The sequence below is a fragment of the Pseudomonas sp. CROZ-RG-20F-R04-15 genome (assembly GCF_022662375.1).
Taxonomy (GTDB): Bacteria; Pseudomonadota; Gammaproteobacteria; order Pseudomonadales; family Pseudomonadaceae; genus Aquipseudomonas.
In genome coordinates this window covers 1-25,327 of the sequence record NZ_JAKNQL010000006.1, presented here as the reverse complement: position 1 = coordinate 25,327, position 25,327 = coordinate 1, and the positions used below count along the sequence as shown (strand labels likewise).

General features: G+C 60.6%; 15 protein-coding genes. 14 read left to right on the top strand and 1 reads right to left on the bottom strand.

The window, feature by feature from the left end:
* Window positions 1–375: 375 nt before the first annotated feature.
* The 10 genes from L8H52_RS11190 to L8H52_RS11145 all read left to right on the top strand — a co-directional run bounded on the left by L8H52_RS11190 (window position 376) and on the right by L8H52_RS11145 (window position 18,023).
* A complete protein-coding gene (locus L8H52_RS11190; RefSeq protein ID WP_242207078.1) occupies window positions 376–1,821 on the top strand; it encodes a serralysin family metalloprotease in 1,446 nt (481 codons plus the stop codon).
* 93 nt (window positions 1,822–1,914) lie between these two features.
* Complete coding sequence (locus L8H52_RS11185; protein WP_242207077.1) at window positions 1,915–2,337, top strand: AprI/Inh family metalloprotease inhibitor; 423 nt, start codon at window positions 1,915–1,917, stop codon at window positions 2,335–2,337.
* Between the two features lie 208 nt (window positions 2,338–2,545).
* Window positions 2,546–4,321, top strand: a complete 1,776-nt coding sequence (locus L8H52_RS11180; protein ID WP_242207076.1) for a type I secretion system permease/ATPase — start codon at window positions 2,546–2,548, stop codon at window positions 4,319–4,321.
* Window positions 4,318–5,667, top strand: coding sequence for an HlyD family type I secretion periplasmic adaptor subunit (locus tag L8H52_RS11175; protein WP_242207075.1), 1,350 nt, complete (start codon window positions 4,318–4,320; stop codon window positions 5,665–5,667). Before L8H52_RS11180 ends, L8H52_RS11175 begins: the two co-directional genes overlap by 4 nt.
* A 2-nt stretch (window positions 5,668–5,669) precedes the next feature.
* On the top strand, window positions 5,670–7,040 hold the full coding sequence (locus tag L8H52_RS11170; protein ID WP_242207074.1) for a TolC family outer membrane protein: 1,371 nt from the start codon (window positions 5,670–5,672) through the stop codon (window positions 7,038–7,040).
* Between the two features lie 374 nt (window positions 7,041–7,414).
* Window positions 7,415–10,366 (top strand): autotransporter serine protease, encoded by a 2,952-nt coding sequence (locus L8H52_RS11165; RefSeq protein ID WP_242207073.1) that lies wholly within the window; start codon window positions 7,415–7,417, stop codon window positions 10,364–10,366.
* A gap of 166 nt (window positions 10,367–10,532) precedes the next feature.
* Window positions 10,533–13,610 (top strand): autotransporter serine protease, encoded by a 3,078-nt coding sequence (locus tag L8H52_RS11160; RefSeq protein ID WP_242207072.1) that lies wholly within the window; start codon window positions 10,533–10,535, stop codon window positions 13,608–13,610.
* Window positions 13,611–13,667: 57 nt separating this feature from the next.
* Entirely contained in the window at window positions 13,668–15,356 is a 1,689-nt protein-coding gene (locus L8H52_RS11155) for a polyurethanase (RefSeq protein ID WP_242207071.1), read from the top strand.
* Window positions 15,357–15,553: 197 nt separating this feature from the next.
* Window positions 15,554–17,407 carry a polyurethanase gene (locus L8H52_RS11150; protein WP_242207070.1) on the top strand — a complete coding sequence of 618 codons (1,854 nt, stop codon included), beginning with the start codon at window positions 15,554–15,556 and terminating at the stop codon, window positions 17,405–17,407.
* A gap of 241 nt (window positions 17,408–17,648) precedes the next feature.
* The gene (locus L8H52_RS11145) at window positions 17,649–18,023 is read left to right on the top strand and encodes a hypothetical protein (protein ID WP_242207069.1); all 375 of its coding nucleotides are present in this window, start codon (window positions 17,649–17,651) and stop codon (window positions 18,021–18,023) included.
* Between the two features lie 141 nt (window positions 18,024–18,164).
* On the opposite strand, the gene L8H52_RS11140 is transcribed toward L8H52_RS11145, so the two are convergent.
* Entirely contained in the window at window positions 18,165–18,389 is a 225-nt protein-coding gene (locus L8H52_RS11140; protein WP_093431342.1) for a YgdI/YgdR family lipoprotein, read from the bottom strand.
* 194 nt (window positions 18,390–18,583) lie between these two features.
* Here L8H52_RS11140 and L8H52_RS11135 point away from each other — a divergent pair, with 194 nt between their 5' ends.
* The 4 genes from L8H52_RS11135 (at window position 18,584) to L8H52_RS11120 (ending at window position 25,090) form a co-directional block, all read left to right on the top strand.
* On the top strand, window positions 18,584–20,236 hold the full coding sequence (locus tag L8H52_RS11135; protein WP_242207068.1) for a VRR-NUC domain-containing protein: 1,653 nt from the start codon (window positions 18,584–18,586) through the stop codon (window positions 20,234–20,236).
* Window positions 20,233–22,551: an ATP-dependent DNA helicase gene (locus L8H52_RS11130; protein ID WP_242207067.1), complete on the top strand. Its 2,319-nt coding sequence runs from the start codon at window positions 20,233–20,235 to the stop codon at window positions 22,549–22,551. The genes L8H52_RS11135 and L8H52_RS11130 overlap by 4 nt, the downstream gene beginning before the upstream one ends.
* A 5-nt stretch (window positions 22,552–22,556) precedes the next feature.
* Window positions 22,557–24,476: a PAS domain-containing sensor histidine kinase gene (locus tag L8H52_RS11125; RefSeq protein WP_242207066.1), complete on the top strand. Its 1,920-nt coding sequence runs from the start codon at window positions 22,557–22,559 to the stop codon at window positions 24,474–24,476.
* 77 nt (window positions 24,477–24,553) lie between these two features.
* Window positions 24,554–25,090, top strand: a complete 537-nt coding sequence (locus L8H52_RS11120) for a hypothetical protein (RefSeq protein WP_016983364.1) — start codon at window positions 24,554–24,556, stop codon at window positions 25,088–25,090.
* Window positions 25,091–25,327 lie beyond the last annotated feature (237 nt).

The following is a 25,327-nucleotide window of genomic DNA, read 5'->3' as shown; positions in this document are numbered from 1 at the left end:
GCGAGCAGGCTCGCTCCCACATTAGGTTTGCAGTGTTTTAGAGAGTGATATCAATACACTGGCAGCGCACTAATAAAGTGCAGCAAAGTGAGACGCGCCTAACAAAAAACAACTTACCGATATTTAATATTTAAATAGAAAATCGTCAGACAATTAGGCAAAAGCCGCGCAACTAAAACATTCTTTCATCCCCGCACGCTTTGTTTACGGCAGTTTTGCGAAACAGCCCGATTTGACCTCAAAAAAATCCTTTACGGCAGATTTCAAATTGTGTCAGGTTTCTTACGCCTTCATTGGGCGAGTGATAGGACGACCTCGCCAGAGATCGTCCTGTCGGACAAAAACTGTTCCATTGCTAAACAAGGAAGTGTGTTTATGTCGAAAGTTAAAGCGAATGCTATTGATACCGCCGAACAGGCTTTTCAGCTGTCTGCCTTCAGCTCGGCGTACAACCAGATCAATAGCTTCAGCCATCAATACGACCGTGGCGGCAACCTCACGGTCAATGGCAAACCCTCCTTCTCCGTCGACCAGGCCGCAACCCAGTTGCTGCGCGACGGCGCTGCCTACCAGGACAAGGACGGCAGCGGCAAGATCGAACTCACCTATACGTTCCTGACTTCGGCATCGTCGAGCACGATGAACAAGCACGGGATCAGCGGGTTCAGTCAGTTCAGTGCGCAACAACAAGCCCAGGCCAAGCTCGCCATGCAATCCTGGGCTGACGTGGCCAACGTGACCTTCACCGAGAAAGCCTCGGGCGGTGACGGCCACATGACCTTCGGTAACTACAGCGGTGGCCAGGATGGCGCTGCAGCGTTCGCTTATCTGCCAGGCACCGGCGCCGGTTATGACGGCACCTCGTGGTACCTGATCAACAGTGGCTACACGCAGAACAAAAACCCGGACCTGAACAACTACGGTCGTCAGACGCTGACTCACGAGATCGGCCATAGCCTGGGCCTTGCTCACCCTGGCGATTACAACGCCGGTAATGGCAACCCGACCTACAACGACGCCTCCTACGGGCAAGACACCCGCGGCTACAGCGTCATGAGCTACTGGAGCGAAAGCAACACCAATCAGAACTTCAGCAAGGGCGGTGTCGAAGCGTATTCGTCCGGCCCGCTGATGGACGATATCGCTGCCATCCAGAAGCTCTACGGTGCCAACACCACCACCCGTACCGGTGACACCACCTACGGTTTCAACTCCAACACTGGCCGCGATTTCCTCAGCGCTTCGTCGTCGAGTGACAAAGTGGTGTTCTCGGTGTGGGATGCGGGCGGCAAGGATACTCTGGACTTCTCGGGCTTCACCCAGAACCAGAAGATCAACCTCAATGACGCCTCGTTCTCCGACGTTGGCGGCCTGGTAGGTAACGTGTCCATCGCCAAAGGCGCGATCATCGAGAACGCCATTGGCGGTTCCGGCAACGATCTGCTGATCGGCAACAGTGTGGCCAACGAACTCAAGGGCGGTGCCGGCAACGACATCCTCTGGGGTGGCGGTGGTGCTGACAAACTGTGGGGCGGCGCCGGTTCGGACACCTTTGTGTTCGCAGCCAGTTCCGACTCCAAGCCGGGTGCGATCGATCAGATCCTCGATTTCGTCAGCGGCCTCGACAAAATCGACCTGACCGGCATCACCAACGGCGCAGGCCTGCACTTCGTCAGCAGCTTCACCGGTGCTGCCGGTGACGCAGTCCTGACTTCGTCGGGCGGCAACAGCCTGCTGTCGGTGGACTTCTCCGGGCACGGCGTGGCTGATTTCCAGGTCAGCACCGTTGGCCAGGCAGCGACCAGCGACATCGTGGCGTGATGTAGCAGTGGAAAGCGGCGCGTGATGCGCCGCTTTCTTTGCTTGCATCGTATTGGCAGGTAAGCAAGGCTACACGCCGGAGCGAATATTCCTATGATCTATAAAGCTTTTACCTACACGGTAGCAGCGTGGCTCTCGGCGGCGCTCATCATGATTTCAGGAGAAACCAGTATGGCAAGCAGCCTCAGACTCGAAGAACCCTCCGTATTTGCCGGGCAGTGGCAAGCGACGCTGTCCACCCGAGGTGATGATCCACAAGCGCAAAAACAGCAGGACAAACCTTCCAACACTTGCTCCCTGGAATTGAATGTAAACAAGACCTTGGGAGAGGGCGCCGACTGCCTCGGTGCTTGGCTAGAAGCAACCCCGATCGGCTGGTTTCCCGACCCTGACGGCCTGTCCATCACCGGCAAGGAAGGCTCAAGAATCCAGTTTTTCAGCCGACAACGTGACGGGCTTTATCTGACCACTTTGAAGTCGGGCCTGGTGATTACACTTGAGCGCGCAGCGCAATAGTCATGATGATCCAGTTTGCGACAAAGTTTTAATATAAAGCGCCACAAGCTGGTTATAAGAAACGCCGAACGACAACTGCACCGCTGTTATTTGCGCAAGTTGTTATGAAGTGTAAGCGGGTACTTGCAAGTCATCTTTCGCAGGTAAGCGGAACATTAATTGAAGCCTCGTCCAAGTGTGGCGAGACCAATCATTTCAGGAAGAATCAATGAAGATGGCGAAGGCCCCAGCCACCGCTCCGTTATTCAAGGCTTTGGGTGACTATAAAAGCATCCTGATCAGCGTCGGCTGCTTTACCGCGCTGATTAACGTGCTGATGCTGGTGCCCTCCATCTATATGCTCCAGGTCTATGACCGAGTGCTGTCGTCGCAGAACGAAACGACCCTGGCGATGCTGTCGCTAATGGTCGTCGGTTTCTTCGCCTTTATCGGCCTGCTCGAAGTGGTGCGCAGCTTTATCGTGATCCGCATCGGCAGCCAGTTGGAGCGCCGCTTCAACCTGCGTGTCTACCAGGCGGCATTCGAACGCAATCTGTTCAAGGGCGAGGGCAACGCCGGGCAGTCGCTGGGCGATCTGACGCACATTCGCCAATTCGTCACCGGGCCTGCGCTGTTCGCGTTTTTCGATGCGCCGTGGTTCCCGGTCTATCTGTTTGTGATTTACCTGTTCAACGTCTGGCTCGGCGTGCTCGCTACTGCGGGCGCTCTGCTGCTGATCGGCCTGGCCTGCCTCAACGAATACATGACCAAAAAGCCGCTGGGCGAAGCCGCCGGTTATTCGCAGAAATCCAGTCAGTTAGCCACCAGCCATTTGCACAACGCCGAAACCATTCAGGCGATGGGCATGCTCGGTTCCCTGCGCAAGCGCTGGTTTCAGGTGCACTCGCGTTTCCTCGGTCTGCAAAACCAGGCCAGTGATACCGGTGCAGTGATCAGCTCCCTGAGCAAAACCCTGCGCCTGTGCCTGCAATCATTGGTCTTGGGCTTGGGCGCGTTGCTGGTGATCAAGGGTGACATGACTGCCGGGATGATGATCGCCGGTTCCATCCTGATGGGCCGCGTGCTCAGCCCGATCGACCAGTTGATTGCTGTGTGGAAACAGTGGAGCGGGGCGAAGCTGGCTTACCGCCGTCTCGATGCGCTGCTGCAAGCCTTCCCGCCGAGTGACGACGCCATGGCGTTGCCGCCGCCGAAAGGCCAGATCACCTTCGAACAAGTCAGCGCCGGCCCACCGGGGCAACGCGCGGCGACCCTGCAAATGGTCAATTTCAGTCTGAATGCCGGCGAAGTGCTCGGCGTGCTCGGTGCTTCCGGCTCCGGCAAATCGACGCTGGCCCGTGTGCTGGTGGGTGTCTGGCCTACTCTTGGCGGCACTGTGCGCCTCGATGGCGCGGACATTCATCGCTGGAACCGCGACCAGCTCGGCCCGTACATCGGCTACCTGCCGCAAGACATCGAGCTGTTCAGCGGCAGCATCGCCGAGAACATCGCGCGTTTCAGCGAGGCCGATCCGCAGAAGGTCGTCGCCGCTGCGCAACAGGCTGGCGTGCACGAAATGATCCTGCGCCTGCCGCAAGGCTACGACACGCAACTGGGTGAGGACGGCAGTGGTTTGTCCGGCGGCCAGAAACAGCGTGTGGCCCTGGCGCGTTCCATGTACGGCACGCCAAGTCTGGTGGTGCTGGATGAACCGAATTCCAACCTCGACACCGTCGGCGAAGCAGCGCTGGCCAGCGCCATTGCCGCGCTGAAAGCCCAGGGCACCACGGTGGTACTGGTCACGCACCGCTCTTCGGTGCTGGCTCAGGCGGACAAGTTGCTGGTGCTCAACGACGGTCGCTTGCAGGCGTTTGGTCCAAGTCAGGACGTGCTCAAGGCACTTTCCGGGCAGCAGGAACAGCAACGGGAAAAACCTGCACCGGCACCGGGCGGGCTCAGCATGAGCCGACAGTATCAGCCCTCGACAAGGAATTCGGGTGTATGAGCAGCACAAGCATGAACACTGAAAACGAAGCGACAATGGAACACGCCTACATCACTGAACGGCCGGAACGCGATGCGAAATTCTTTGCGCGCATGGGCTGGATTCTGGCGATCGTCGGCGCCGGCAGTTTCTTCACTTGGGCCGCTCTGGCGCCGCTCGATCAAGGCATTCCGGTGCAGGGCACGGTCGTCGTGTCAGGCAAACGCAAAGCTGTACAGTCGATGAGCAGCGGTGTGGTCAGCCGGATCCTGGTGCGCGAAGGCGAAATCGTGAAGCAGGGCCAGCCGCTGTTTCGTCTCGATCAGACGCAGGTCGCCGCCGATGTGCAGTCGCTGCAAGCGCAATACCGCATGGCCTGGGCCAGCCTCGCGCGCTGGCAGGCTGAGCGAGACAACCTCAAGCAAGTAACCTTTCCGGCCGAGCTGAGCAATGATCCGGATCCGCGTCTGGCACTGGTGCTGGAAGGCCAGCGGCAACTGTTCAGCAGCCGCCGCGAGGCATACTACCGCGAGCAGGCCGGACTGCGCGCGAGCATCGAAGGCGCCACCGCACAACTGGCCGGCATGCGCCGCGCGCGTACCGACCTCAATGCCCAGGCCGATTCGCTGCAACAACAGCTGAGCAACCTGCAACCGCTGGCGGACAACGGCTACATCCCGCGCAACCGTTTGATGGAGTACCAGCGGCAGCTGTCGCAAGTGCAACAGCAACTGGCGGAAAACACCGGTGAAAGCGGCCGCGTGGAACAGGGCATCCTCGAGTCGCGGCTGAAGCTGCAACAGCACGCCGAGGAGTACCAGAAGGAAGTCCGCACGCAACTGGCCGACGCGCAGCTGAAAAGCGTGACCCTGTCGGAGCAACTGACTTCCGCCGGTTTCGACCTGCAGCACAGCGAAATCATCGCCACCGCTGACGGTGTGGCAGTCAACCTCGGCGTGCACACCGAAGGCGCTGTGGTGCGTCAGGGTGAAACCCTGCTGGAAATCGTCCCGCAAGGTACCCGACTGGAAGTGGAAGGGCACTTGCCGATCAACCTGATCGACAAGGTCGGCGCGCATTTGCCCGTGGACATCCTGTTTACCGCGTTCAACCAGAGCAAAACCCCGCGTGTACCGGGTGAAGTCAGCCTGATTTCCGCCGACCAGATGGTCGACGAGAAAACCGGCGTGCCGTACTACGTCCTGCGCAGCAGCGTCAGTGATCAGGCCATGGAAAAACTCAACGGTCTGGTGATCAAGCCCGGCATGCCGGCAGAAATGTTCGTGCGCACCGGCGAACGTTCACTCCTCAACTATCTGTTCAAACCGCTGCTCGACCGGGCCGGCTCCGCGTTGACCGAGGAATAAGGATGTTCGGCTGTATGAATAAGCTTTCCATGCTCGGCGCGGCAATGATGCTGCTCGCGAGTCACTCAGCAGTAGCGGCCATGGGGCCGTTCGAGATCTACGAACAGGCGTTGCGCAATGACCCGGTGTTCCTCGGGGCGATCAAGGAACGTGACGCCGGCCTGGAAAACCGCGCCATCGGCCGCGCCGGGCTGCTACCGCGTATCGGCTACACCTACAACAAGGGCCGCAACACGTCGAAAGCCACCTCTCTGGATGAGCGCGCGCGCAACCGTACCGATGATCGCAACTACAACAGTTACGGCTCGGCCCTGACGCTGCAACAACCGTTGCTCGACTACGAGGCCTATGCCGCGTATCGCAAAGGCGTCGCGCAGTCGCTGTTTGCCGACGAAAACTTTCGCGGCAAGAGCCAGGAGCTGTTGGTCCGCGTGCTGGATAACTACACCAAGGCGTTGTTCGCGCAGGATCAGATCGACATCGCCCAGGCGAAGAAGAAAGCGTACGAGCAGCAGTTCCAGCAGAACGAGCACATGTTCAAGCAGGGCGAGGGCACCCGCACCGATATTCTTGAGGCCGAGTCGCGCTATGAACTGGCGACCACCGAGGAGATCGAGGCGCGCAACGAACAGGATGCCGCGCTGCGGGAGTTGGGTGCGCTGGTGGGCTCGCCAGCGGTGGACATTGGTGATCTGGCGCCGCTCTCTCAAAATTTCCAGACTTTTGCGCTGATGCCGGCCAATTACGATACCTGGCACGAGATGGCGGTGAGCAACAACCCGAATCTGGCCTCGCAGCGTCAGGCCGTGGAAGTCGCGCGGTATGAAGTGGAGCGCAATCGCGCCGGGCATTTGCCGAAAGTCAGTGCTTACGCGTCGATGCGCCAGAACGAATCGGAAAGCGGTAACACCTACAACCAGCGCTACGAAACCAACACCATCGGTTTTGAAGTCAGCGTGCCGTTGTATGCCGGTGGCGGGGTGTCGGCCTCGACGCGTCAGGCCAGCCGCACTATGGAACAGGCGGAGTACGAGCTTGATGGCAAGACGCGCGAGACGCTGATCGAACTGCGTCGGCAGTTCAGTGCCTGTTTGTCCGGGGTGAGCAAATTGCGCGCTTATCAGAAGGCGCTGAGCTCGGCGGAGGCGCTGGTGGTGTCGACCAAGCAGAGCATTCTAGGTGGTGAGCGGACCAACCTCGATGCGTTGAACGCCGAACAACAACTGTTCACCACCCGCCGCGATCTGGCGCAGGCGCGGTACGACTATCTGATGGCCTGGACCAAGTTGCATTACTACGCCGGGACCTTGAACGAGCAGGATCTGGCGCGGGTGGATGAGGCTTTTGTGGTCGCTCAACAGCCCTCACCCTAACCCTCTCCCAGAGGGAGAGGGGACCGATTGGGGGATATTGCAAAAGTACACCGACTTGATCGAGCGGCACCGAATCCAAGATCGATCAGCTCCGTTTGCCTTGACGAGGATGTGCTCTACCGAATCCATAATCGACCCGGTGTTTCAGGTCGATGCATGACGCAAGACAACTCGGTCAGCTCCCTCTCCCTCTGGTAGAGGGCTGGGGTGAGGGGCAATGCTTCACCGAATCCACAATCGATCCGGTCTTTCAGGTCGATGCATGACGCAAGACTCCTCGGTCAGCTCCCTCTCCTGGGGGAGAGGGCTGGGTTGAGGGGAACAGGCAACACCGCAAAACAACCTGCATAAAACAATAAAAGTGAGTGGTGAACATGGACGTACGCATCAAGCCGATTTCGGTCGGCACCCTGCTGCTTGTCATTTCTGCAACCCAGGCTCAGGCCCAGTACCTCGAAACCGGCAAACCCAGTGACCCCGCCAGTTGGCGCAGCGCTGAGTTCCTCCGCGACTGGGGTCTGAGCCGCATGCAGGCCGAGCAAGCCTACGCCGCCGGCATCACCGGCAAAGGCGTGAAAATCGGCGCCCTCGACTCTGGTTTCGATGCCGCCCACCCGGAATTCGCCAGCGATCGCTATCACCCGGTCACGGCCAGTGGCAGCTACATCGACGGCTCATTGTTCAACGTCGATGGCACCCTCAATCCCAACAACGACTCCCACGGCACCCACGTGGTCGGCACCATGGGCGCCTCGCGCGACGGCAGCGGCATGCACGGCGTGGCGTACAACGCGCAAATCTACGTCGGCAACACCAACAAGAACGACAGTTTCCTGTTCGGCCCCAACCCCGACCCCCGCTATTTCAAAGCGGTGTATGACGCGCTCGCCGATGCCGGCGTGCGCGCGATCAACAACAGTTGGGGCAGCCAGCCACCGGACGTCAGCTATCGCACCCTGGCGGATCTGCACGCCGCTTACGCGCAGCACTGGAACAAAGGCACCTGGCTCGATGCCGCCGCCGATGTGTCCCGACGTGGTGTGATCAACGTGTTCAGCGCCGGCAACAGCGGCTATCCAAACGCCAGCGTACGTTCGGCGCTGCCGTACTTTCAGCCGGATCTGGAAGGTCACTGGCTGGCCGTGTCGGGCCTCGATCAGAGCAATCAGCAGAAGTACAACCAGTGCGGCCTCGCCAAATACTGGTGCATCACCACGCCGGGGGCGAAGATCGACAGCACCATTCCCGGTGGCGGTTACGCGATCAAGTCCGGCACCTCGATGTCGGCGCCGCATGCGACCGGTGCACTGGCACTGGTGATGGAACGCTACCCGTACATGAACAATCAGCAGGCCCTCGAAGTGCTGCTGACCACCGCCACGCAACTGGATGGCTCGGTCACCGATGCCCCGACCGAACGTGTCGGCTGGGGCGTGGCCAATCTCGACCGGGCGATGCGCGGGCCCGGGCAATTGCTCGGTGCGTTTGATGCCAGTCTGGGGGCAGGGCAGCGCGATGTCTGGAGCAATGACATCTCCGACAAGGCGCTGATTCAACGCCAAAGCGAAGACCTCGCCGAGCACACAGCCTGGCAGCAAACCCTGCAGGACAAGGGCTGGCAGAACGGCGTTGCCGCAGGCGCCAGCCAACAGGATCAGACCGACTATGCGGTCGGCACTGCTCGTGATGCAGCGGCGGCGAGCCGGCTGTATCAAGGCAGCCTGATCAAGTCCGGAGGCGGCCAATTGATCCTCAGCGGCGACAATACTTATCGCGGAGCGACGACGGTCAATGGCGGCTTGCTCACGGTCAACGGTTCGCTGACTTCCGCTGTCACGGTGAACGACAGCGGCACCCTCGGTGGTTCCGGGCGGATCGGCGCGTTGACCGCCAACAGCGGCGGCCGCGTGGCGCCGGGCAATTCCATCGGCGCCTTGAATGTCGCTGGCGATGTGAACTTCGCGCCGGGCTCGACCTACGCCGTTGAACTGTCGCCCACCAGCAGCGACCGCATCGTTGCCGGCGGCACCGCCAACATCAGTGGTGCCACCGTCAGCCTGTCGCTGGAAAACAGTCCGACGTTGCTCAGCACCACCGAGACGCAAAGCCTGCTCGGGCGCCAGTACGACATCCTGCAAGCGGCCGGCGGCATTCAGGGCCAGTTTGGCGCGGTGTTGCCGAATTACCTGTTTATCGGCGGCAGCCTCGACTACGCCGCCAACGGTATCCAGCTCAATGTCGAGCGTAATGCGACAACGTTCGGCAGCGTCGGCCAAACGCCGAATCAGCGCTCGGTGGCGGCTGCGGTCGAAGGTCTGGGCGCCGGCAACGCGGTGTATGAAAGCCTGTTGCTCTCGCCAACAGCCGCTTCGGCGCAACAAGCCTTCCAGCAGTTGAGCGGCGAAATCTACCCGGCGTTGAGTTCGATGCTGATCAACGACAGCCGCCAGTTGCGCGACGCGGTCGGCGAGCGTCTGCACGATACCAACGCGGCGCAAGGCAACGGCTGGATCAAGGCCCTTGGAGCGTGGGGCACGACCGATTCGAGCCATGACACGGCGGGCTACAACACTTCGATTGGCGGCCTGCTGGCCGGTGTCGACGGTGCACTCGACGAGCAGACCCGCATCGGTCTGGTCACCGGGTACAGCGACAGTTCGTTGAACATGGGCTCGGGCACGCATTCCTCGGCCAAAGTCGACAGCTATCACCTGGGCGCGTACGCCGGTCGTGACATCGGCGCCTGGCGCTTGAGCACTGGCGCGGCGTACAGCTGGCATCGCGCCGATGTGAAGCGCGATCTGCAGTACGGCGACGTCAGCGCCAAGCAGAAAGCCAAGGTCGACGCGGCGACCACGCAAGTGTTCGGCGAGGCGGCTTACCGCTTGCACCTGCAACCATTGGCGCTGGAGCCGTTCGCCAACCTGGCCTACGTGCATCTGGACACGGAAGGGTTGACCGAGAAGGGCGACGCGGCCGCGCTGAAAAGCTCGGGCGATCAACGTGACGCCGTGCTGAGCACCCTCGGCGTGCGGGCGATCAAGACCTTCAACCTTTCGCCGCAGCAATCACTGGACGTCAGTGGCCACCTCGGCTGGCAGCACAGCCTCAGCGATATCGATTCCGAGCAGCACTTGCGCTTTGCCAGCGGCGGCACGCCGTACGCGGTGGAGAGTTCCGCGCTGGTGCGCGATGCGGCGCTGGTTGGCGTGCAGGCCAGCCTGGCCTTGAGCAAAGACGTACGGGTGAACCTTGATTACAACGGACAACTGGCCAATCGCGAGAAGCTTCATGGCGTTGGCTTGAGCCTGAACTGGCAGTTCTAAGCAAGATAACCCGGCTTCCGATCGTTCCCACGCTCTGCGTGGGAACGCAGCCCGTGACGCTCCGCGTCACTGGACGCAGAGCGTCCCTAGAGGCATTCCCACGCGGAGCGTGGGAACGATCAGAAAGAGACGGATTTTTCGCAACATCACTAAGGAAGGTCGCTGGATGAATAACAACAATACCCCCGCGCAAACGGGAGGCCGCTTTGCCCTGAAAACCCTCACGCTCGCCGTGCTCTGCGCCATCGGCACAGCCCATGCGGCGCCCTATGTGGAGAGCGGTCGCACGGGCGATCCATCGAGTTGGCGCAGCACCGAGTTTCAGGCCGATTGGGGTCTGGGCGCGATCGGTGCCGATCACGCTTACGCCGCCGGTTACACCGGCAAAGGCGTGAAACTGGGGATCTTTGATCAGCCGGTGTATGCCGCGCACCCGGAGTTCTCCGGCAGCAATAAAGTCGTCACCCTGGTCACCAGCGGTATTCGCGAATACACCGACCCGTACATCCCGGTCAAAGCCGGCGATGCGTTCCGCTATGACGGTTCGCCCTCGGTCGGCTCCGACGGCAAACTCGGCGCCCACGGCACCCACGTCGGCGGTATCGCCGCCGGCAGTCGCGACGGCGGGCCGATGCACGGCGTGGCATTCGGGGCGCAGATCATCAGCGCCGACAACGGCGACCCGGGCCCGGAGGACGGCATCGTTCGCGGTAACGACGGTGCGGTGTACAAGGCCGGTTGGGATGCGCTGATCGCCAGCGGCGCGCGGATCATCAACAACAGTTGGGGCATCGGCATCACTGACCGTTTCGACCTCGGCGGGCGTAATCCGGCGTACCCGCACTTCACCGTCAATGACGCGCAAGTGCAGTTCAACGAGATCCGCACACTGCTCGGCACCAAGCCCGGCGGCGCTTACGATGGCGCAATTGCCGCCGCGCGCAGCGGCATCGTGACGATCTTCGCCGCTGGCAACGACTACAACCTCAATAACCCGGATGCCATCGCCGGTCTCGGCTATTTCGTTCCGGACATCGCGCCGAACTGGATCACCGTCGCTGCGTTGCAGCAGAACCCGGACCTGGCCAGCGCCAACCCGTACATCATGAGTACGTTCTCTTCGCGTTGCGGCTACACCGCGAGTTTCTGCGTCTCGGCGCCGGGCACGAAAATCTTCAGCGCGATCATTGAAGGCACCAGCGCCGACAACCTGACCACCAGCTACAAAAACTACAACGGCACTTCGATGGCCGCGCCGCACGTGGCCGGTTCCATGGCGGTGCTGATGGAGCGCTTCCCGTACATGACCGGTGATCAGGTCGCCACGGTCTTGCGTACTACCGCTACCGACCTCGGCGCGCCGGGCATCGACGCCTTGTACGGCTGGGGCATGATCAACCTGCGCAAGGGCATCGACGGCCCATCGATGTTTGTCACCGAGCAAGACATTCCGGCGGAATTCCGCATTGACGGCGCGTATGGCTCTGGCCAGTTTGTCGCGGACTTGCCGGGCATCGGCGCGATCATCGATCAGGGCAAACCGACCGAACGCGTGTGCACCGACATCACCTGCGGCCTCGACACCTGGCGCAACGACATTTCCGGTCACGGCGGTTTGACCAAGCAGGGTATCGGCACCCTGGTGCTGACCGGCAACAACACTTACAGCGGCCCGACCCTGGTCAATCAGGGACGGCTGGCCATCAACGGCTCGCTGCAATCGGCGGTGACGGTGAATGACGGCGGTATCCTCGGCGGCAATGGCCATATCGGCGCGCTGTCGGTGAAAAGCGGCGGTACGGTGGCGCCGGGTAACTCCATCGGCACCCTGAACGTGGCCGGTGACGTGACCTTCGCCCCCGGTTCGACTTACGCCGTAGAGCTGTCGCCGACCAGCAGCGATCAGATCATCGCCACCGGCAAAGCCGTGATTGAAGGCGCCACAGTGAGCATGTCGCTGGAAAACAGCCCGACGCTGCTGAGCACCAACGAAGTGCAAAGCCTGCTCGGCACCCAGTACAACATCCTGCAAGCGGCGGGCGGCATTGAAGGGCGCTTCGGTCAGGTGTTGCCGGATTACGCCTTCCTCGGCGGTACGCTGGCGTACTCGGCCACTGGCATTCAGTTGGCAGTCGGGCGTAACGATGCTTCTTTCGCCAGTGTCGGCCTGACGCCGAACCAGCGTGCGGTCGGTGCGGCGGCGGAACGTCTGGGCGCCGGCAATGCGTTGTTCGAAACCCTGTTGCTGTCGCCGAATGCGGCGTCGGCGCAGCAAGCCTTCCAGCAACTGTCCGGCGAGATTCACCCGGCCATCGGCACGATGCTGATCAACGACAGCCGTTACCTGCGTGAAGCGGTGGGCGAGCGTCTGCGCGAACGTGACCTGTTCAATGCCGGCGCACCGACCGACGACCGCAGCAACGCCTGGGTCAAGGTGCTGGGTTCGTGGGGCAAGAGCGATGGCGGGCATGACAATGCCGACTCCAACAGCTCCATCGGTGGCTTGCTCGCCGGTGTCGATGGCTTGATCGCTGAAGATACCCGTCTGGGCTTCGTTACCGGTTATAGCGACAGCTCGTTGAGCATGGGCAGCGGCACGCATTCGTCGGCGTCGGTCGACAGCTACCACTTGGGTGCGTACCTGGGGCATCAGATCGATGCGCTGCGTCTGACTGTCGGTGGCGCGTACAGCTGGCACCGTGTCGACGTCAAACGTGACCTGCAGTTTGGGGACGTCAGCGGTAGACAAAAGACCAAGCACGATGCCGCAACCACTCAAGTATTCACCGAGGCCGCTTATGATCTGGGCCTGCAACCGATGAATCTGGAGCCGTTCGCCAATCTGTCCTACGTGCATCTGAACACTGAAAGCTTCACCGAAAAAGGTGACGCGGCAGCGTTGAAGGGCGGTGAGGACAATCGCGATGTGGTGCTGTCGACCCTCGGCGTGCGCGCCAAGCGCAGCTTCGCCTTGTCGGATCAGCATCAGCTGGAACTCGGCGCGAGCCTCGGCTGGCAGCACAACCTTAGCAGTGTCGACGCTGACAGCCATCTGGCCTTCGCCAACGGCAACAGCGCGTTCACCGTGCAGAGTGTGTCGATGGATCGCGACGCCGCAGTGGTCGGTGTGCGTGCAGGTCTGGCGCTCAACCGCGATGTGCGGGTGAACCTGGATTACAACGGACTGATCGGTAACAACGAGAAAGACCACGGTGTGGGTCTGACCCTCGATTGGCAGTTCTAAGGTGTACCGGCAGTTCGTTTGAGAACTGCCGGTTTTTGAAGGAAGAGAGAGCACAACATGGGACTGTTCGATTACAAGAATGCCGATGGCAAAGCGTTGTACAGCGACGCCATCGCACTGACACTGTATGCCTACACGCCAACTGGCAAGCCGTTGCCGGCCACCGCTTGGGCGCCGGTCACGGCGACGGCGCTGGGTTATCAGGGCAAGGTCGGGCCGCAGGGCACGTTCTTTGGTGAGAAGGATGGCTTCACCAGTGCCGAGGCGGAAGTGCTCGGCAAATACGACGCTGCCGGCAAGTTGATCGGCATCGGCGTGGCCTTTCGTGGCACCGGCGGGTTGGGTTACAGCGACACCTTCGGCGACCTGAAAAACAACCTGCTGGCCGCCATCGGGCCGTCGGATTACGCGAGCAATTACGCGAAAAACGCTTTCGACAATTTGCTCAAGGCGGTCGCCGCATTCGCCATTGCCAACGGCATTGCCGCCAAGGACGTGCTGCTCAGCGGTCATAGCCTCGGCGGGCTCGGCGTCAACAGCGTCGCCGAATTGAGCGCGAGCAACTGGGGCGGCTTCTTCAAGGACGCCAACTACATCACCTTCGCCTCGCCAACCCAGAGCAGCACCGGCAACAACGTGCTGAACATCGGCTTTGAGAACGATCCGGTGTTCCGTGTACTCGACGGCACCACCTTCAGCACTGCCTCGATGGGCAAGCACGACAAGCCGCACGATTCGACCAACGACAACATCGTCAACTTCAACGACAACTACGCGTCCACGGCGCAGAACCTGGTGCCGTTCAGCATCATCAATCCGCTGAACTGGTCGGCCCACAGCTCGCTGGGTTATGCCGATGGCTTGAATCGGGTCATCGATTCGAAGTTCTACAACCTGACGCATAAAGACTCGACGATCATCGTCTCCAATCTGGAAGAAGCGTCCCGCGGCAAGACCTGGGTTGAAGATCTCGGCCGCAGCGGCGAGCCGCACACTGGCAGCACCTTCATCATCGGCACCCAGAGCAACGACTGGCTCAAGGGCGGCGCGGGCAACGACTTCCTCGAAGGCCTGGGCGGCGATGACCGTTTTCGTGATGACGGCGGCTACAACATCCTGCTCGGTGGCCAGGGGCACAACACCTTCGAACTGCAGAAACCGTTGCAGAACTTCAGCTTCGCCAACGACGGTGACGGCACGCTGTACGTGCGCGACGCTTACGGCGGCATCAGCATGACCCGCGACATCGGCGCGCTGGTGAGCAAGGAGTCGGGCTCGTGGTGGGGCAGCAAGGAAATCACCTGGGGCGTTACGGCCAAGGGTTTGACCAATGGCAGCGAACTGACCCAGTACAACCATTCGCTCAGCGGCGATGGCTACGGCAATGCGCTGCACGCCACGGCCGACGGTGACTGGCTGTTCGGCCTCGATGGCGACGACAAGCTGATCAGCGACAAGGGCCATGTGACCTTTGTCGGTGGCGCCGGCAACGACGCGATGAGCGCCGTGGGTGGCAACAACACCTTCCTGTTCAGCGGCGCGTTCGGTTTCGACGCCATCAACGGTTATCAGGGCAGCGACAAACTGGTGTTCATGGGCGTCGAAGGCGCGGGGCAGGGCTACGACTACAAGCAGCACGCGTCGCAGACCGGCAACGATACCGTGCTGAAGATTGGCGACTATGCCGTGACCCTGATCGGGGTGGGAGTGGCTAACCTGTCGGACTCCAGTTTCATGTTCGCGTAGATCCAATGTGGGAGCGAGCCTGCTCGCGAATGCGTAGTGTCAGTTGAAGTATTCGTACCTGATACACCGCCTTCGCGAGCAGGCTCGCTCCCACATTAAACAGCAACAAGTAGTACTGAAATGCTCCGGGGCGTCCCCGTGGGGCGCCCTGGCTGTGAGCTATCTCTAACAATTCCAACAAGAGAGAGGCAATAGCAATGGGTGTGTATGACTACAAGAACTTCGGCACAGCCGATTCCAAGGCGTTGTTCAGCGATGCCATGGCGATCACGCTGTATTCCTATCACAACCTCGATAACGGCTTTGCGGCCGGTTATCAGCACAACGGTTTCGGCCTCGGCCTGCCCGCCACGCTGGTCACGGCGCTGCTCGGCGGCACCGATTCGCAAGGGGTGATTCCCGGCATCCCGTGGAACCCCGACTCGGAAAAACTCGCCCTCGACGCCGTGAAAAAGGCCGGTTGGACGCCCATCACCGCCTCGCAATTGGGCTACGACGGCAAGACCGACGCCCGCGGCACCTTCTTCGGCGAGAAGGCCGGCTACACCACCGCGCAAGTGGAAATCCTCGGCAAGTACGACGCCCAAGGCCATCTCACCGAACTCGGCGTTGCCTTTCGCGGCACCAGCGGCCCGCGGGAAAATTTGATCCTCGACTCCATCGGCGATGTGATCAATGATCTGCTCGCCGCCTTCGGCCCCAAGGATTACGCGAAGAATTACGTCGGTGAAGCCTTCGGCAATCTGCTCAATGACCTGGTGGCGTTTGCCAAGGCCAACGGTCTCAGCGGCAAGGACGTTCTCGTCAGTGGCCACAGCCTCGGTGGCCTGGCGGTCAACAGCATGGCGGATTTGAGTGGCGGCAAGTGGGGCGGTTTCTTTGCCGATTCCAACTACATCGCCTACGCCTCGCCAACCCAAAGCAGCACCGACAAAGTGCTCAACGTCGGCTACGAAAACGACCCGGTGTTCCGCGCCCTCGACGGCTCTACCTTCACCGGCGCCTCCGTCGGCGTGCACGACGCGCCCAAGGCCTCGGCCACCGACAACATCGTCAGCTTCAACGATCACTACGCCTCGACCGCGTGGAATCTGCTGCCGTACTCGATCCTCAACATTCCCACCTGGATCTCGCACTTGCCAACCGCTTATGGCGACGGCATGAACCGCGTGATCGACTCAAAATTCTACGACCTGACCAGCCGCGACTCGACGATCATCGTCGCCAACCTTTCGGACCCGGCGCGGGCCAACACCTGGGTGCAGGACCTCAACCGCAATGCCGAAACCCACAAGGGCAGCACGTTCATCATCGGCAGCGACGCCAACGACCTGATCCAGGGCGGCAGCGGTAACGATTATCTGGAAGGTCGCGCCGGCAACGACACCTTCCGCGACGGCGGCGGCTACAACGTCATCCTTGGCGGGCAGGGCAGCAACACCCTCGATCTGCAAAGTGCGGTGAAGAACTTCGACTTTGCCAACGACGGCGCCGGCAATCTGTACATCCGCGATGCCAACGGCGGGATCAGCATCACCCGCGACATCGGCAGCATCGTCACCAAGGAGCCAGGGTTTCTCTGGGGCCTGTTCAAGGACGACGTGACCCACAGCGTCACGGCCAGCGGCTTGAAGGTTGGCAACAACGTCACGGCGTACGAATCCAGCGTCAAAGGCACCAATGGCGCCGACACGCTGAAGGCGCATGCCGGTGGCGACTGGTTGTTCGGGCTGGACGGCAACGATCACCTGATCGGTGGCGCGGGCAATGACGTGTTTGTCGGCGGCGCGGGTAATGACCTGATGGAATCGGGGGGCGGGGCGGATACGTTTCTGTTCAACGGCGCGTTTGGGCAGGATCGGGTCGTTGGTTTTACCTCCAACGACAAACTGGTGTTTCTCGGTGTGCAGGGTGTGTTGCCGGCGGAGGATTTCCGGGCTCATGCTGCGACTGTCGGGCAGGATACGGTGCTGACGTTTGGCAACGATTCGGTGACGTTGGTCGGGGTGTCGCTGAACAGTCTGAGTGCTGACGGTGTAGTGATCGCCTGAGGTTGATGGGGCGCCTTTAAGGGCCCCTTCGCGAGCAAGCTCGCTCCCACAGGGGATTTGTGAATGACACAGATCCAGTGTGGGAGCGAGCCTGCTCGCGAAGAACGATAACGCGGTTTCAAAAGTGACTCGATGGCCACGACCTGACTCAAACCCCTGCAAAAACAGGAATTGCGGCCTAAAGCCAGCACGTGCACACACGTTCTATAGCTAGCCGCCATTGAGTACAGGAGATTCAAACGTGAAAGGTTTCAAGGGGTATGTCGGGTTCGTTGCACTGGCGCTGTGTTCGGCCAATGTCTGCGCCGATCTGCCTCAAAGTTCGATTCTGAGCCGTTACGGCATCACCACCGACCAACTGCCGAGCCCGGCGAAAACCGAGGAGGTTGAACCGGTCGAAGAGAAGAGCCGCTTTCAGATTCAGCCTGAACAACCGTTCGTGACCCTGCGCCTGGGTGACGGTAAACAGCCGCAAACCACCGGCGATCTGAGCATCGATCGCATGGCGCAGCAGGATCTGGAACGTTGCCGGCGTTTGCAGGGTGAAGTGGTCAAGCGGGGCGGCACGTACATGCCGTGCGACGGCAGCCTGCCGGGCATGCCGACTTTCGAATAACAAAAACTTCCCTGATATGATCGTTCCCACGCTCCGCGTGGGAATGCAGCCCGGGACGCTCCGCGTCCCATCCAGAGGCGAACGCGGAGCGTCCGTTGAGGCATTCCCACGCAGAGCGTGGGAACGATCGATCGCCGTGAGTCAGTCTTCTTCGCGAACGGTCGCCACTTCGTCAGCACGGACCTTCACCTTGGCCCCGGAAATATCCTCGAACTCATAGAAGCCGTCCTTGGTTTTGGTCTTCGGCATGTCCTTGGTCAGATACTGGGTGCCGTTCTGCAGGGTGACCACTGTCGGCGTCGAGCAACCGGCCAGCGCCAGTGCGGCGGCGATGGCGAAAGGGATGCCCAGTGACTTGATTTTCATACCCACCTCTAAATCCTCATTCGATGTGATGCCGAGCATTGTCGGCCCTCTAACGCGGTTGGTGCCATCCCCGGGGGAAAAGTTCGATAGCCCGGCGAAAAAATGCCATTGATCATTTTCCGTTTGCACTGCGCAGGGCACAGCTGTTATCTGTACGCATAACCAGTACTCGCTCGCCATGGCCCTGAATTCCCTTGACTGCCAATCCCCTCGACGATCCGTTCTATTACCTTAACAACTTCCGGCAAGTGCTTGATTGGCTTGAGCTTCGCTATGCCGATGTGATGAGCGAATCGGAACACGTGTTCATCCGCGACTTCAAGGCCTTGCCCCGTGCTTCACAGGGTTTGCTGGTGCGGATGGTGATGCGCAAGGGTGTGCATTTTCGTGCCGGCAAACTCAATTACCTTGAAATCGGTGACATCGCCGAGGCCGCGCAGCCCTTGCTGGAACGTGGCTGGATCGATGAACACGCGCCGCTGACCCTCGCCGAGTTGTTCGACGTGTTGCTCAAGGCCGAGCTTGTGCAAGTCTTCGGCGCCGCCATCGAACAGCCCAAGGGGCGCAAGGATGACTGGCTGCCGCTGCTGGCCGAGCAGTTCAACGAGTTGCGCAGCCTGCGCGATTGGGCACCGCTGCTGCAAGACCGGTTATTCAGCCTGACCCTCATGGACCTGTGCGACCGCCTGCGGCTGATGTTCTTCGGCAACCTGTATCAGGACTGGTCGGAATTCGTCCTCGCCGACCTTGGCATCTTCACCTATGAAAAAGTCGAATTCTGCGCGGACTCGCGAGGCCTGCGCAGCCGTGAAGACGTCGACGCCTGTCTGTTCCTGCACCACTGCCAAATGCGCTTCGAGGCTGGCGAACCACTGGACACCATCGTCGAGCAGGTCAGTACGCTGCACTTCGACAATCCTTGGCTGCAACGTCGGCGCGGCAAAGTGCTGTTCCAGATCGGCCAGTATTGCGAGCGCATCACCGAGTTTGCCTTGGCCCTGAGCATCTACCGCGACTGCGCCTATCCCGGCGCGCGTTTGCGCATGATTCGTGTGCTGGAGCGCAGCGGCGAATACGCACTGGCGCTGGAACTCGGCACACTCGCCGGGCAGGCACCTGAAAGCGCCGCCGAGCAGCAAGGCCTGCAACGGATATTGCCAAGGGTGCGGCGCAAACTCGGCGGCCCGCCGCTCAAGCGCACAACCGCCAGACCGGTCGAGCGGCTGGATCTGCAATTGCCGCGCACCGACCCAGCCTTGTCCGTGGAGTTTTACGTGCAGGCGCATCTGCACGATGACGAGGGCCCGGTGCATTACGTGGAAAACAGCCTGATCAACTCGCTGTTCGGCCTGTTGTGCTGGCCGGCGATTTTCGCGCCGTTGCCCGGTGCGTTCTTTCACCCGTTCCAGCGTGGCCCGGTGGACCTGCTCAATGAAGACTTCCAGCAACGCCGCGCCGAGCTGTTTCAGGCCTGCCTGAGTGAACTCGATGACGAGCGCTATGCCGCGACGATTCGCCAGCGCTTCATTGACAAGTGGGGCATTCAGTCGCCATTCGTGTTTTGGGGCGCATTGAATGAAGCGCTGCTGGAGCAGGCACTGGCCTGTCTGCCCGCCGAACACCTCAAACACTGGTTCAACCGTTTGCTGCTCGACATCAAGGCCAACCGCGCCGGCATGCCCGACCTGATCCAGTTCTGGCCGCAGCACAAAACCTACCGGATGATCGAAGTCAAAGGTCCCGGCGATCGCCTGCAGGACAACCAACTGCGCTGGCTCGAGTTCTGTCACCAACACCAGATGCCGGTGGCCGTGTGTTACGTGCAATGGGCGGAGCAGAGCGCTTGAGCTACAGCATTGCCGTGCGCGCACTGTGCGAGTTCACCGCCAAAACCGGCGACCTCGACCTGCGCTTCACGCCGTCACCCACGGCGCTGGAAGGCATCGCCGGGCACCGCACCGTGGCCTCGCGGCGCAGCGACAAGTATCAAAGCGAAGTGGCGCTCGAAGGCGAGTTTCTGCAGTTGAAGGTCAAGGGCAGGGCGGACGGCTACGACCCGGCGCAAACCTGTCTGGAAGAAGTCAAAACCTACCGTGGCGACCTGAGCAAACAACCGGCCAATCACCGCCAGCTACATTGGGCGCAAGCGAAGATCTACGGCTGGTTGATGTGCCGCAAACTCGAACTGCAACAGATCAATCTGGCGCTGGTGTACTTCGATATCGTCAGCGAGAAAGAGACCTGTCTGGTCGAGGCGTTCAGCGCTGATGCGTTGAAAACCTTTTTCGAGCAGCAATGCACGTTGTTCCTGCAATGGGCCGAACAGGAAATGGCCCATCGCGAGGCGCGCAATCTGGCCGCGCAACAACTGGCGTTTCCCCATGCGGACTTTCGTCCCGGTCAGCGCCATCTGGCCGAGTCGGTGTTCAAGGCCGTCAGCACCGGGCGCTGCCTGATGGCCCAGGCACCGACCGGCATCGGCAAAACCCTCGGCACGCTGTTCCCGATGCTCAAGGCTCTGGCGCCGCAGCAACTGGACAAGGTGTTCTTCCTCACCGCCAAGACGCCGGGACGCAAACTGGCGCTGGATGCCAGTCAGGTGTTGTTCGATCAGTCGCCAGCCTTGCCCTTGCGGGTGCTGGAAATGGTCGCCCGGGACAAGGCCTGCGAACACCCGGACAAAGCCTGCCACGGCGAATCCTGTCCGCTGGCCCAAGATTTTTACGATCGTCTGCCCGCTGCCCGGGAAGCAGCCAGTCGAATCCGCCTGCTCGATCAGGCGGCCATGCGCGAGGTCGCCGCGCAGCACGCGGTGTGTCCGTATTACCTGAGTCAGGAGATGGCCCGTTGGGTGGACGTGGTGATCGCCGACTACAACTATTATTTCGACTTCAGCGCCCTGTTGTTTGGGCTTGCCCAGCTCAACCAATGGAAAGTCGCGGTGCTGGCGGACGAGGCGCATAACCTCGTCGAGCGCGGCCGGCAGATGTACAGCGCCAGTCTTGACCAGTTCACGCTGGGCAGCGTGCGCAAAACCGCTCCCGCCGCGCTGAAAAACTCCCTGCAACGCATCAACCGTGAATGGAACGCCCTGCATGCGCCGCAACTGGCCGCTTATCAGGCCTATGACAAGGCGCCGGAAAAACTCCTGCAAGCGATCTCGCTGTGTTGCGCCGCGATTGGTGATTACCTCAACGATCATCCGCAGGGACTCGACAGCGGCTTGCAGAACTTCTACTTCGACCTGCTGCAATTCGTCCGGGTCGCGGAGCTGTACGACGAGCATTACCTGTTCGACATCAGCAAGCGTGACCTGGACCGTAAAAAGCCGCTGTCGCAGTTGTGCCTGCGTAACGTGGTGCCAGCAGCGTTCATCGGTCCACGCCTGAAAGCGGCGCGCAGCAGCGTGCTGTTTTCTGCGACCCTCAGCCCGCGCCACTATTACGCTGACTTGCTCGGTACGCCGGCCGATACCGTGTGGATCGATGTCGAGTCACCGTTTTGCGCCGAGCAGTTGCAGGTGCAGATCGTCAGCCGCATCTCGACGCGCTTCAACCATCGTCAGGCGTCGCTGGAGCCGATCGTCGAATTGATCGCGCGGCAGTTCAGCGAGCGCCCGGGCAACTATCTGGCGTTTTTCAGCAGCTTCGATTACCTGCAACAAGTGGCGTCGTTACTCGCCGAGCGCTATCCGCACATCACCCTGTGGCAGCAATCGCGGGGCATGCTCGAAGGCGCGCGGCAGGCCTTTCTCGATCAGTTCACCGCACACAGCCAGGGCGTCGGCTTCGCCGTGTTGGGCGGCGCGTTCGGCGAGGGCATCGATTTGCCCGGCGCGCGATTGATCGGCGCGTTCATTGCCACGCTGGGGCTGGCGCAGCTCAACCCGGTCAACGAACAACTCAAGCAACGCATGGCGGCGATCTTCGGCGCCGGTTACGACTACACCTATTTGTACCCCGGCGTGCAGAAAGTGGTGCAGGCCGCCGGCCGGGTCATTCGTACCCGCGAGGATCGCGGCGTGGTCATGTTGATTGACGACCGCTTCGCCGAGAGCCGGATCAAACAATTGCTGCCGCGCTGGTGGGCCATCAAAAATGAGCCGGCCGCTTCCCAATTCGGCGGATTGACGCATACTTCTGCTCATGACAATGCCCGGTGAGTGTGATGAGCGAAAAAACCAAGACTGCTGCGATCGAAGAGATGCGTTTTCGTCTGCTGATCGATGCGGTGGTCGACTATGCGATCTACATGATCGATCCGGATGGCATCATCACCAGCTGGAACTCCGGGGCCAAACGCTTCAAGGGCTATGAAGAAGCGGAAATCCTCGGCGAGCATTTCTCGCGTTTTTATACCGCTGACGACCGCGCCGCCGGCCTGCCGCAACGCGCGCTCGATACCGCCATCCGTGAAGGGCGCTTCGAAGGCGAGGGCTGGCGGGTGCGCAAGGACGGCACCAACTTCTGGTCGCACGTGGTGATTGACCCGATCATCGACCCCGATGGCAAATTACTCGGTTTTGCCAAAATCACTCGCGATCTCACTGATCGTAAAATGGCCGAAGAAACCCTCAAGCGAAGCGAGCAGCAGTTTCGTTTGCTGGTGCAGGGCGTCACCGACTATGCCATCTACATGCTCAGCCCCGAGGGCCGGGTCAGCAACTGGAACCAGGGTGCGCAGCGGATCAAGGGCTATTTGCCGGAAGAAATCATCGGTCAGCACTTCTCGATCTTCTATACCCCCGAAGACCGCGAAATCGGCGAGCCTGAACGGGCGCTGGAAGTCGCCACGCGCGTAGGCCGTTTTGAAAACAAGAGCTGGCGCATGCGCAAGGACGGCACGCGGTTTCTGGCCCATGTGGTGGTCGATGCGATTCGCGGCGATACCGGCACGTTGCTCGGGTTTGCCAAGATCACCCGTGACATTACTGAGGCCCATCAAGCCCAGCAAGCGCTGGAGAAAACCCGCGAAGCGCTATTCCAGGCGCAGAAAATGCAGGCCATCGGGCAACTCAGCGGCGGCATCGCCCATGACTTCAATAATCTGCTGACGGTGATTCTTGGCAATCTGGAAATCGTGCAGAAGCGCATGGGCGACGACGCGAAAATCAGCCGCCTGCTGGAAAACGCTACCCAAGGTGCATTGCGCGGTGTGTCGCTGACCCAGCGCATGCTGGCGTTCGCCCGTCGCCAGGAACTGAAAACCGAACCCGTCGATATTCCGCAACTGGTGCAGGGCATTACCGGTTTGTTGCGCAGTTCCCTGGGGCCGGGCATCCGCGTCGAAACGCAGTTTCCCGAGGGCCTGGAGCCGGTGCTGGCGGACAGCAATCAACTGGAACTGGCTTTGCTCAACCTGGCGACCAACGCCCGTGACGCCATGCCCGACGGTGGCACGGTGATCATCAATGCTGAACCGCAGGTGGTGCTCGAACTCGGTCACGCGGATCTGCCGGCAGGACGTTATGTTTGTCTCAGCCTGATCGACAGCGGCGTGGGTATGGATGAGCAAACGCTGGCCTCGGCCAGAGACCCGTTCTTCACCACCAAAGGTCTGGGCAAAGGCACCGGGCTGGGGCTGTCGATGGTGCACGGGTACATGGAACAACTCGGTGGCCGCTTCGTCCTCAAAAGCGCAAAAGCCCAAGGCACCACGGCTGAATTGTGGATTCCGGTGGCCGTCGAGGGTTTGACCAGCAAACCGCTGTATCCGCCTGCCGAACCGATTTCGGTGCCAAGGCTCAGCGTGCTGGTGGTGGATGACGACTCGCTGGTGTTGACCAGCACCAGTCTGTTGCTCGAAGACCTTGGTCATCGCGTGATCAACGCCACATCGGGTGCTCAGGCACTAGCACTGTTCGATCAGGGTGAAGTCGTCGACCTGATGATCACCGACATGGCCATGCCGCAGATGAGTGGCGCACAACTGGCCCACGCCGTGCGGCTGCTCAAACCGGATCTGCCGATCATTCTGGCCACCGGTTACGCAGAACGTCTGGAAGGCTTTGCCGCGCAACTGCCACGGCTGCCCAAGCCGTTCACGCAGATGAATCTGGTGGCGATCATTGCGCAATCAATGAAGTGAGGCGTCGGTCAATCCGGCTGAACTTGCACGCAAACGGGGACTTCTAAACATTTTCCCCACCCCGGAGCGTGCATCTTTTGTCTCGCATACTGACTGAGCCCACCGCTGAAGAAACCCTGACCGAACATGACGCCAAGATGTTCGGCTCACCCAAGGAACGCCTGGATTTCTACCGGCGGGAGATCCAGTACGAAACCAGCATCCTCGCCAACCGCACCGACGCCTATCTGGCGGCGCAGTCGTTTCTGGTGATCGCCTTTGCGTCGTGCATGGCCAATCTCAACCCGGAGTGGGGCAAGTTGTTCACGCTGGTGGTGCCGCCGTTTCTGGCGCTGCTTGGGCTGCTCAGTTCGCTGAACGCCTGGCCGGGGATTCGCGCTGCGTATGACATCATCGATCACTGGCATTTCAAGCAGAGCCACTTGCTCCACAGCGAGCCGCTGATGGGCCTGGCGTACGACGAATCGCCGCTGTTCAGCGAGATGGAGTCGAGTCATAAGGGTTATCGCAAGTCGCTGCTGTTCTCGGTGCGCACGCCTTGGATCTTTGCGACGTTTTGGGTGTTGCTGGGGAGTTATGCGGTGTTTATTCAGGTGACCAATCCTGGAGGGTGATGGGCAGGTATAGAAAAGCCCGGCTTATTTGGCCGGGCTTTTTCATTCGCTTGGATTTTGTGTTGCCATTCAGATCGATCCCCCTCACCCCAGCCCTCTCCCCCAAGGGGGCGAGGGGGAAGGGAGCAGATTTTTGTGCTGTTCAAAATCTGCGTTCGACTCGGTATCTCAAGCCAAAGTCCGAGTTCAACTCGGAATTTCAAGTCGGCGCACCTCGACCATCCACCTCGGTCGGTT

Bases quoted from the DNA above. Each gene is read 5' to 3' on its own strand.
- L8H52_RS11190 (WP_242207078.1), top strand. From the start codon at position 376: ATGTCGAAAGTTAAAGCGAATGCTATTGATACCGCCGAACAGGCTTTT.
- L8H52_RS11185 (WP_242207077.1), top strand. From the start codon at position 1,915: ATGATCTATAAAGCTTTTACCTACACGGTAGCAGCGTGGCTCTCGGCG.
- L8H52_RS11180 (WP_242207076.1), top strand. From the start codon at position 2,546: ATGAAGATGGCGAAGGCCCCAGCCACCGCTCCGTTATTCAAGGCTTTG.
- L8H52_RS11175 (WP_242207075.1), top strand. From the start codon at position 4,318: ATGAGCAGCACAAGCATGAACACTGAAAACGAAGCGACAATGGAACAC.
- L8H52_RS11170 (WP_242207074.1), top strand. From the start codon at position 5,670: ATGTTCGGCTGTATGAATAAGCTTTCCATGCTCGGCGCGGCAATGATG.
- L8H52_RS11165 (WP_242207073.1), top strand. From the start codon at position 7,415: ATGGACGTACGCATCAAGCCGATTTCGGTCGGCACCCTGCTGCTTGTC.
- L8H52_RS11160 (WP_242207072.1), top strand. From the start codon at position 10,533: ATGAATAACAACAATACCCCCGCGCAAACGGGAGGCCGCTTTGCCCTG.
- L8H52_RS11155 (WP_242207071.1), top strand. From the start codon at position 13,668: ATGGGACTGTTCGATTACAAGAATGCCGATGGCAAAGCGTTGTACAGC.
- L8H52_RS11150 (WP_242207070.1), top strand. From the start codon at position 15,554: ATGGGTGTGTATGACTACAAGAACTTCGGCACAGCCGATTCCAAGGCG.
- L8H52_RS11140 (WP_093431342.1), bottom strand. From the start codon at position 18,389: ATGAAAATCAAGTCACTGGGCATCCCTTTCGCCATCGCCGCCGCACTG.
- L8H52_RS11125 (WP_242207066.1), top strand. From the start codon at position 22,557: ATGAGCGAAAAAACCAAGACTGCTGCGATCGAAGAGATGCGTTTTCGT.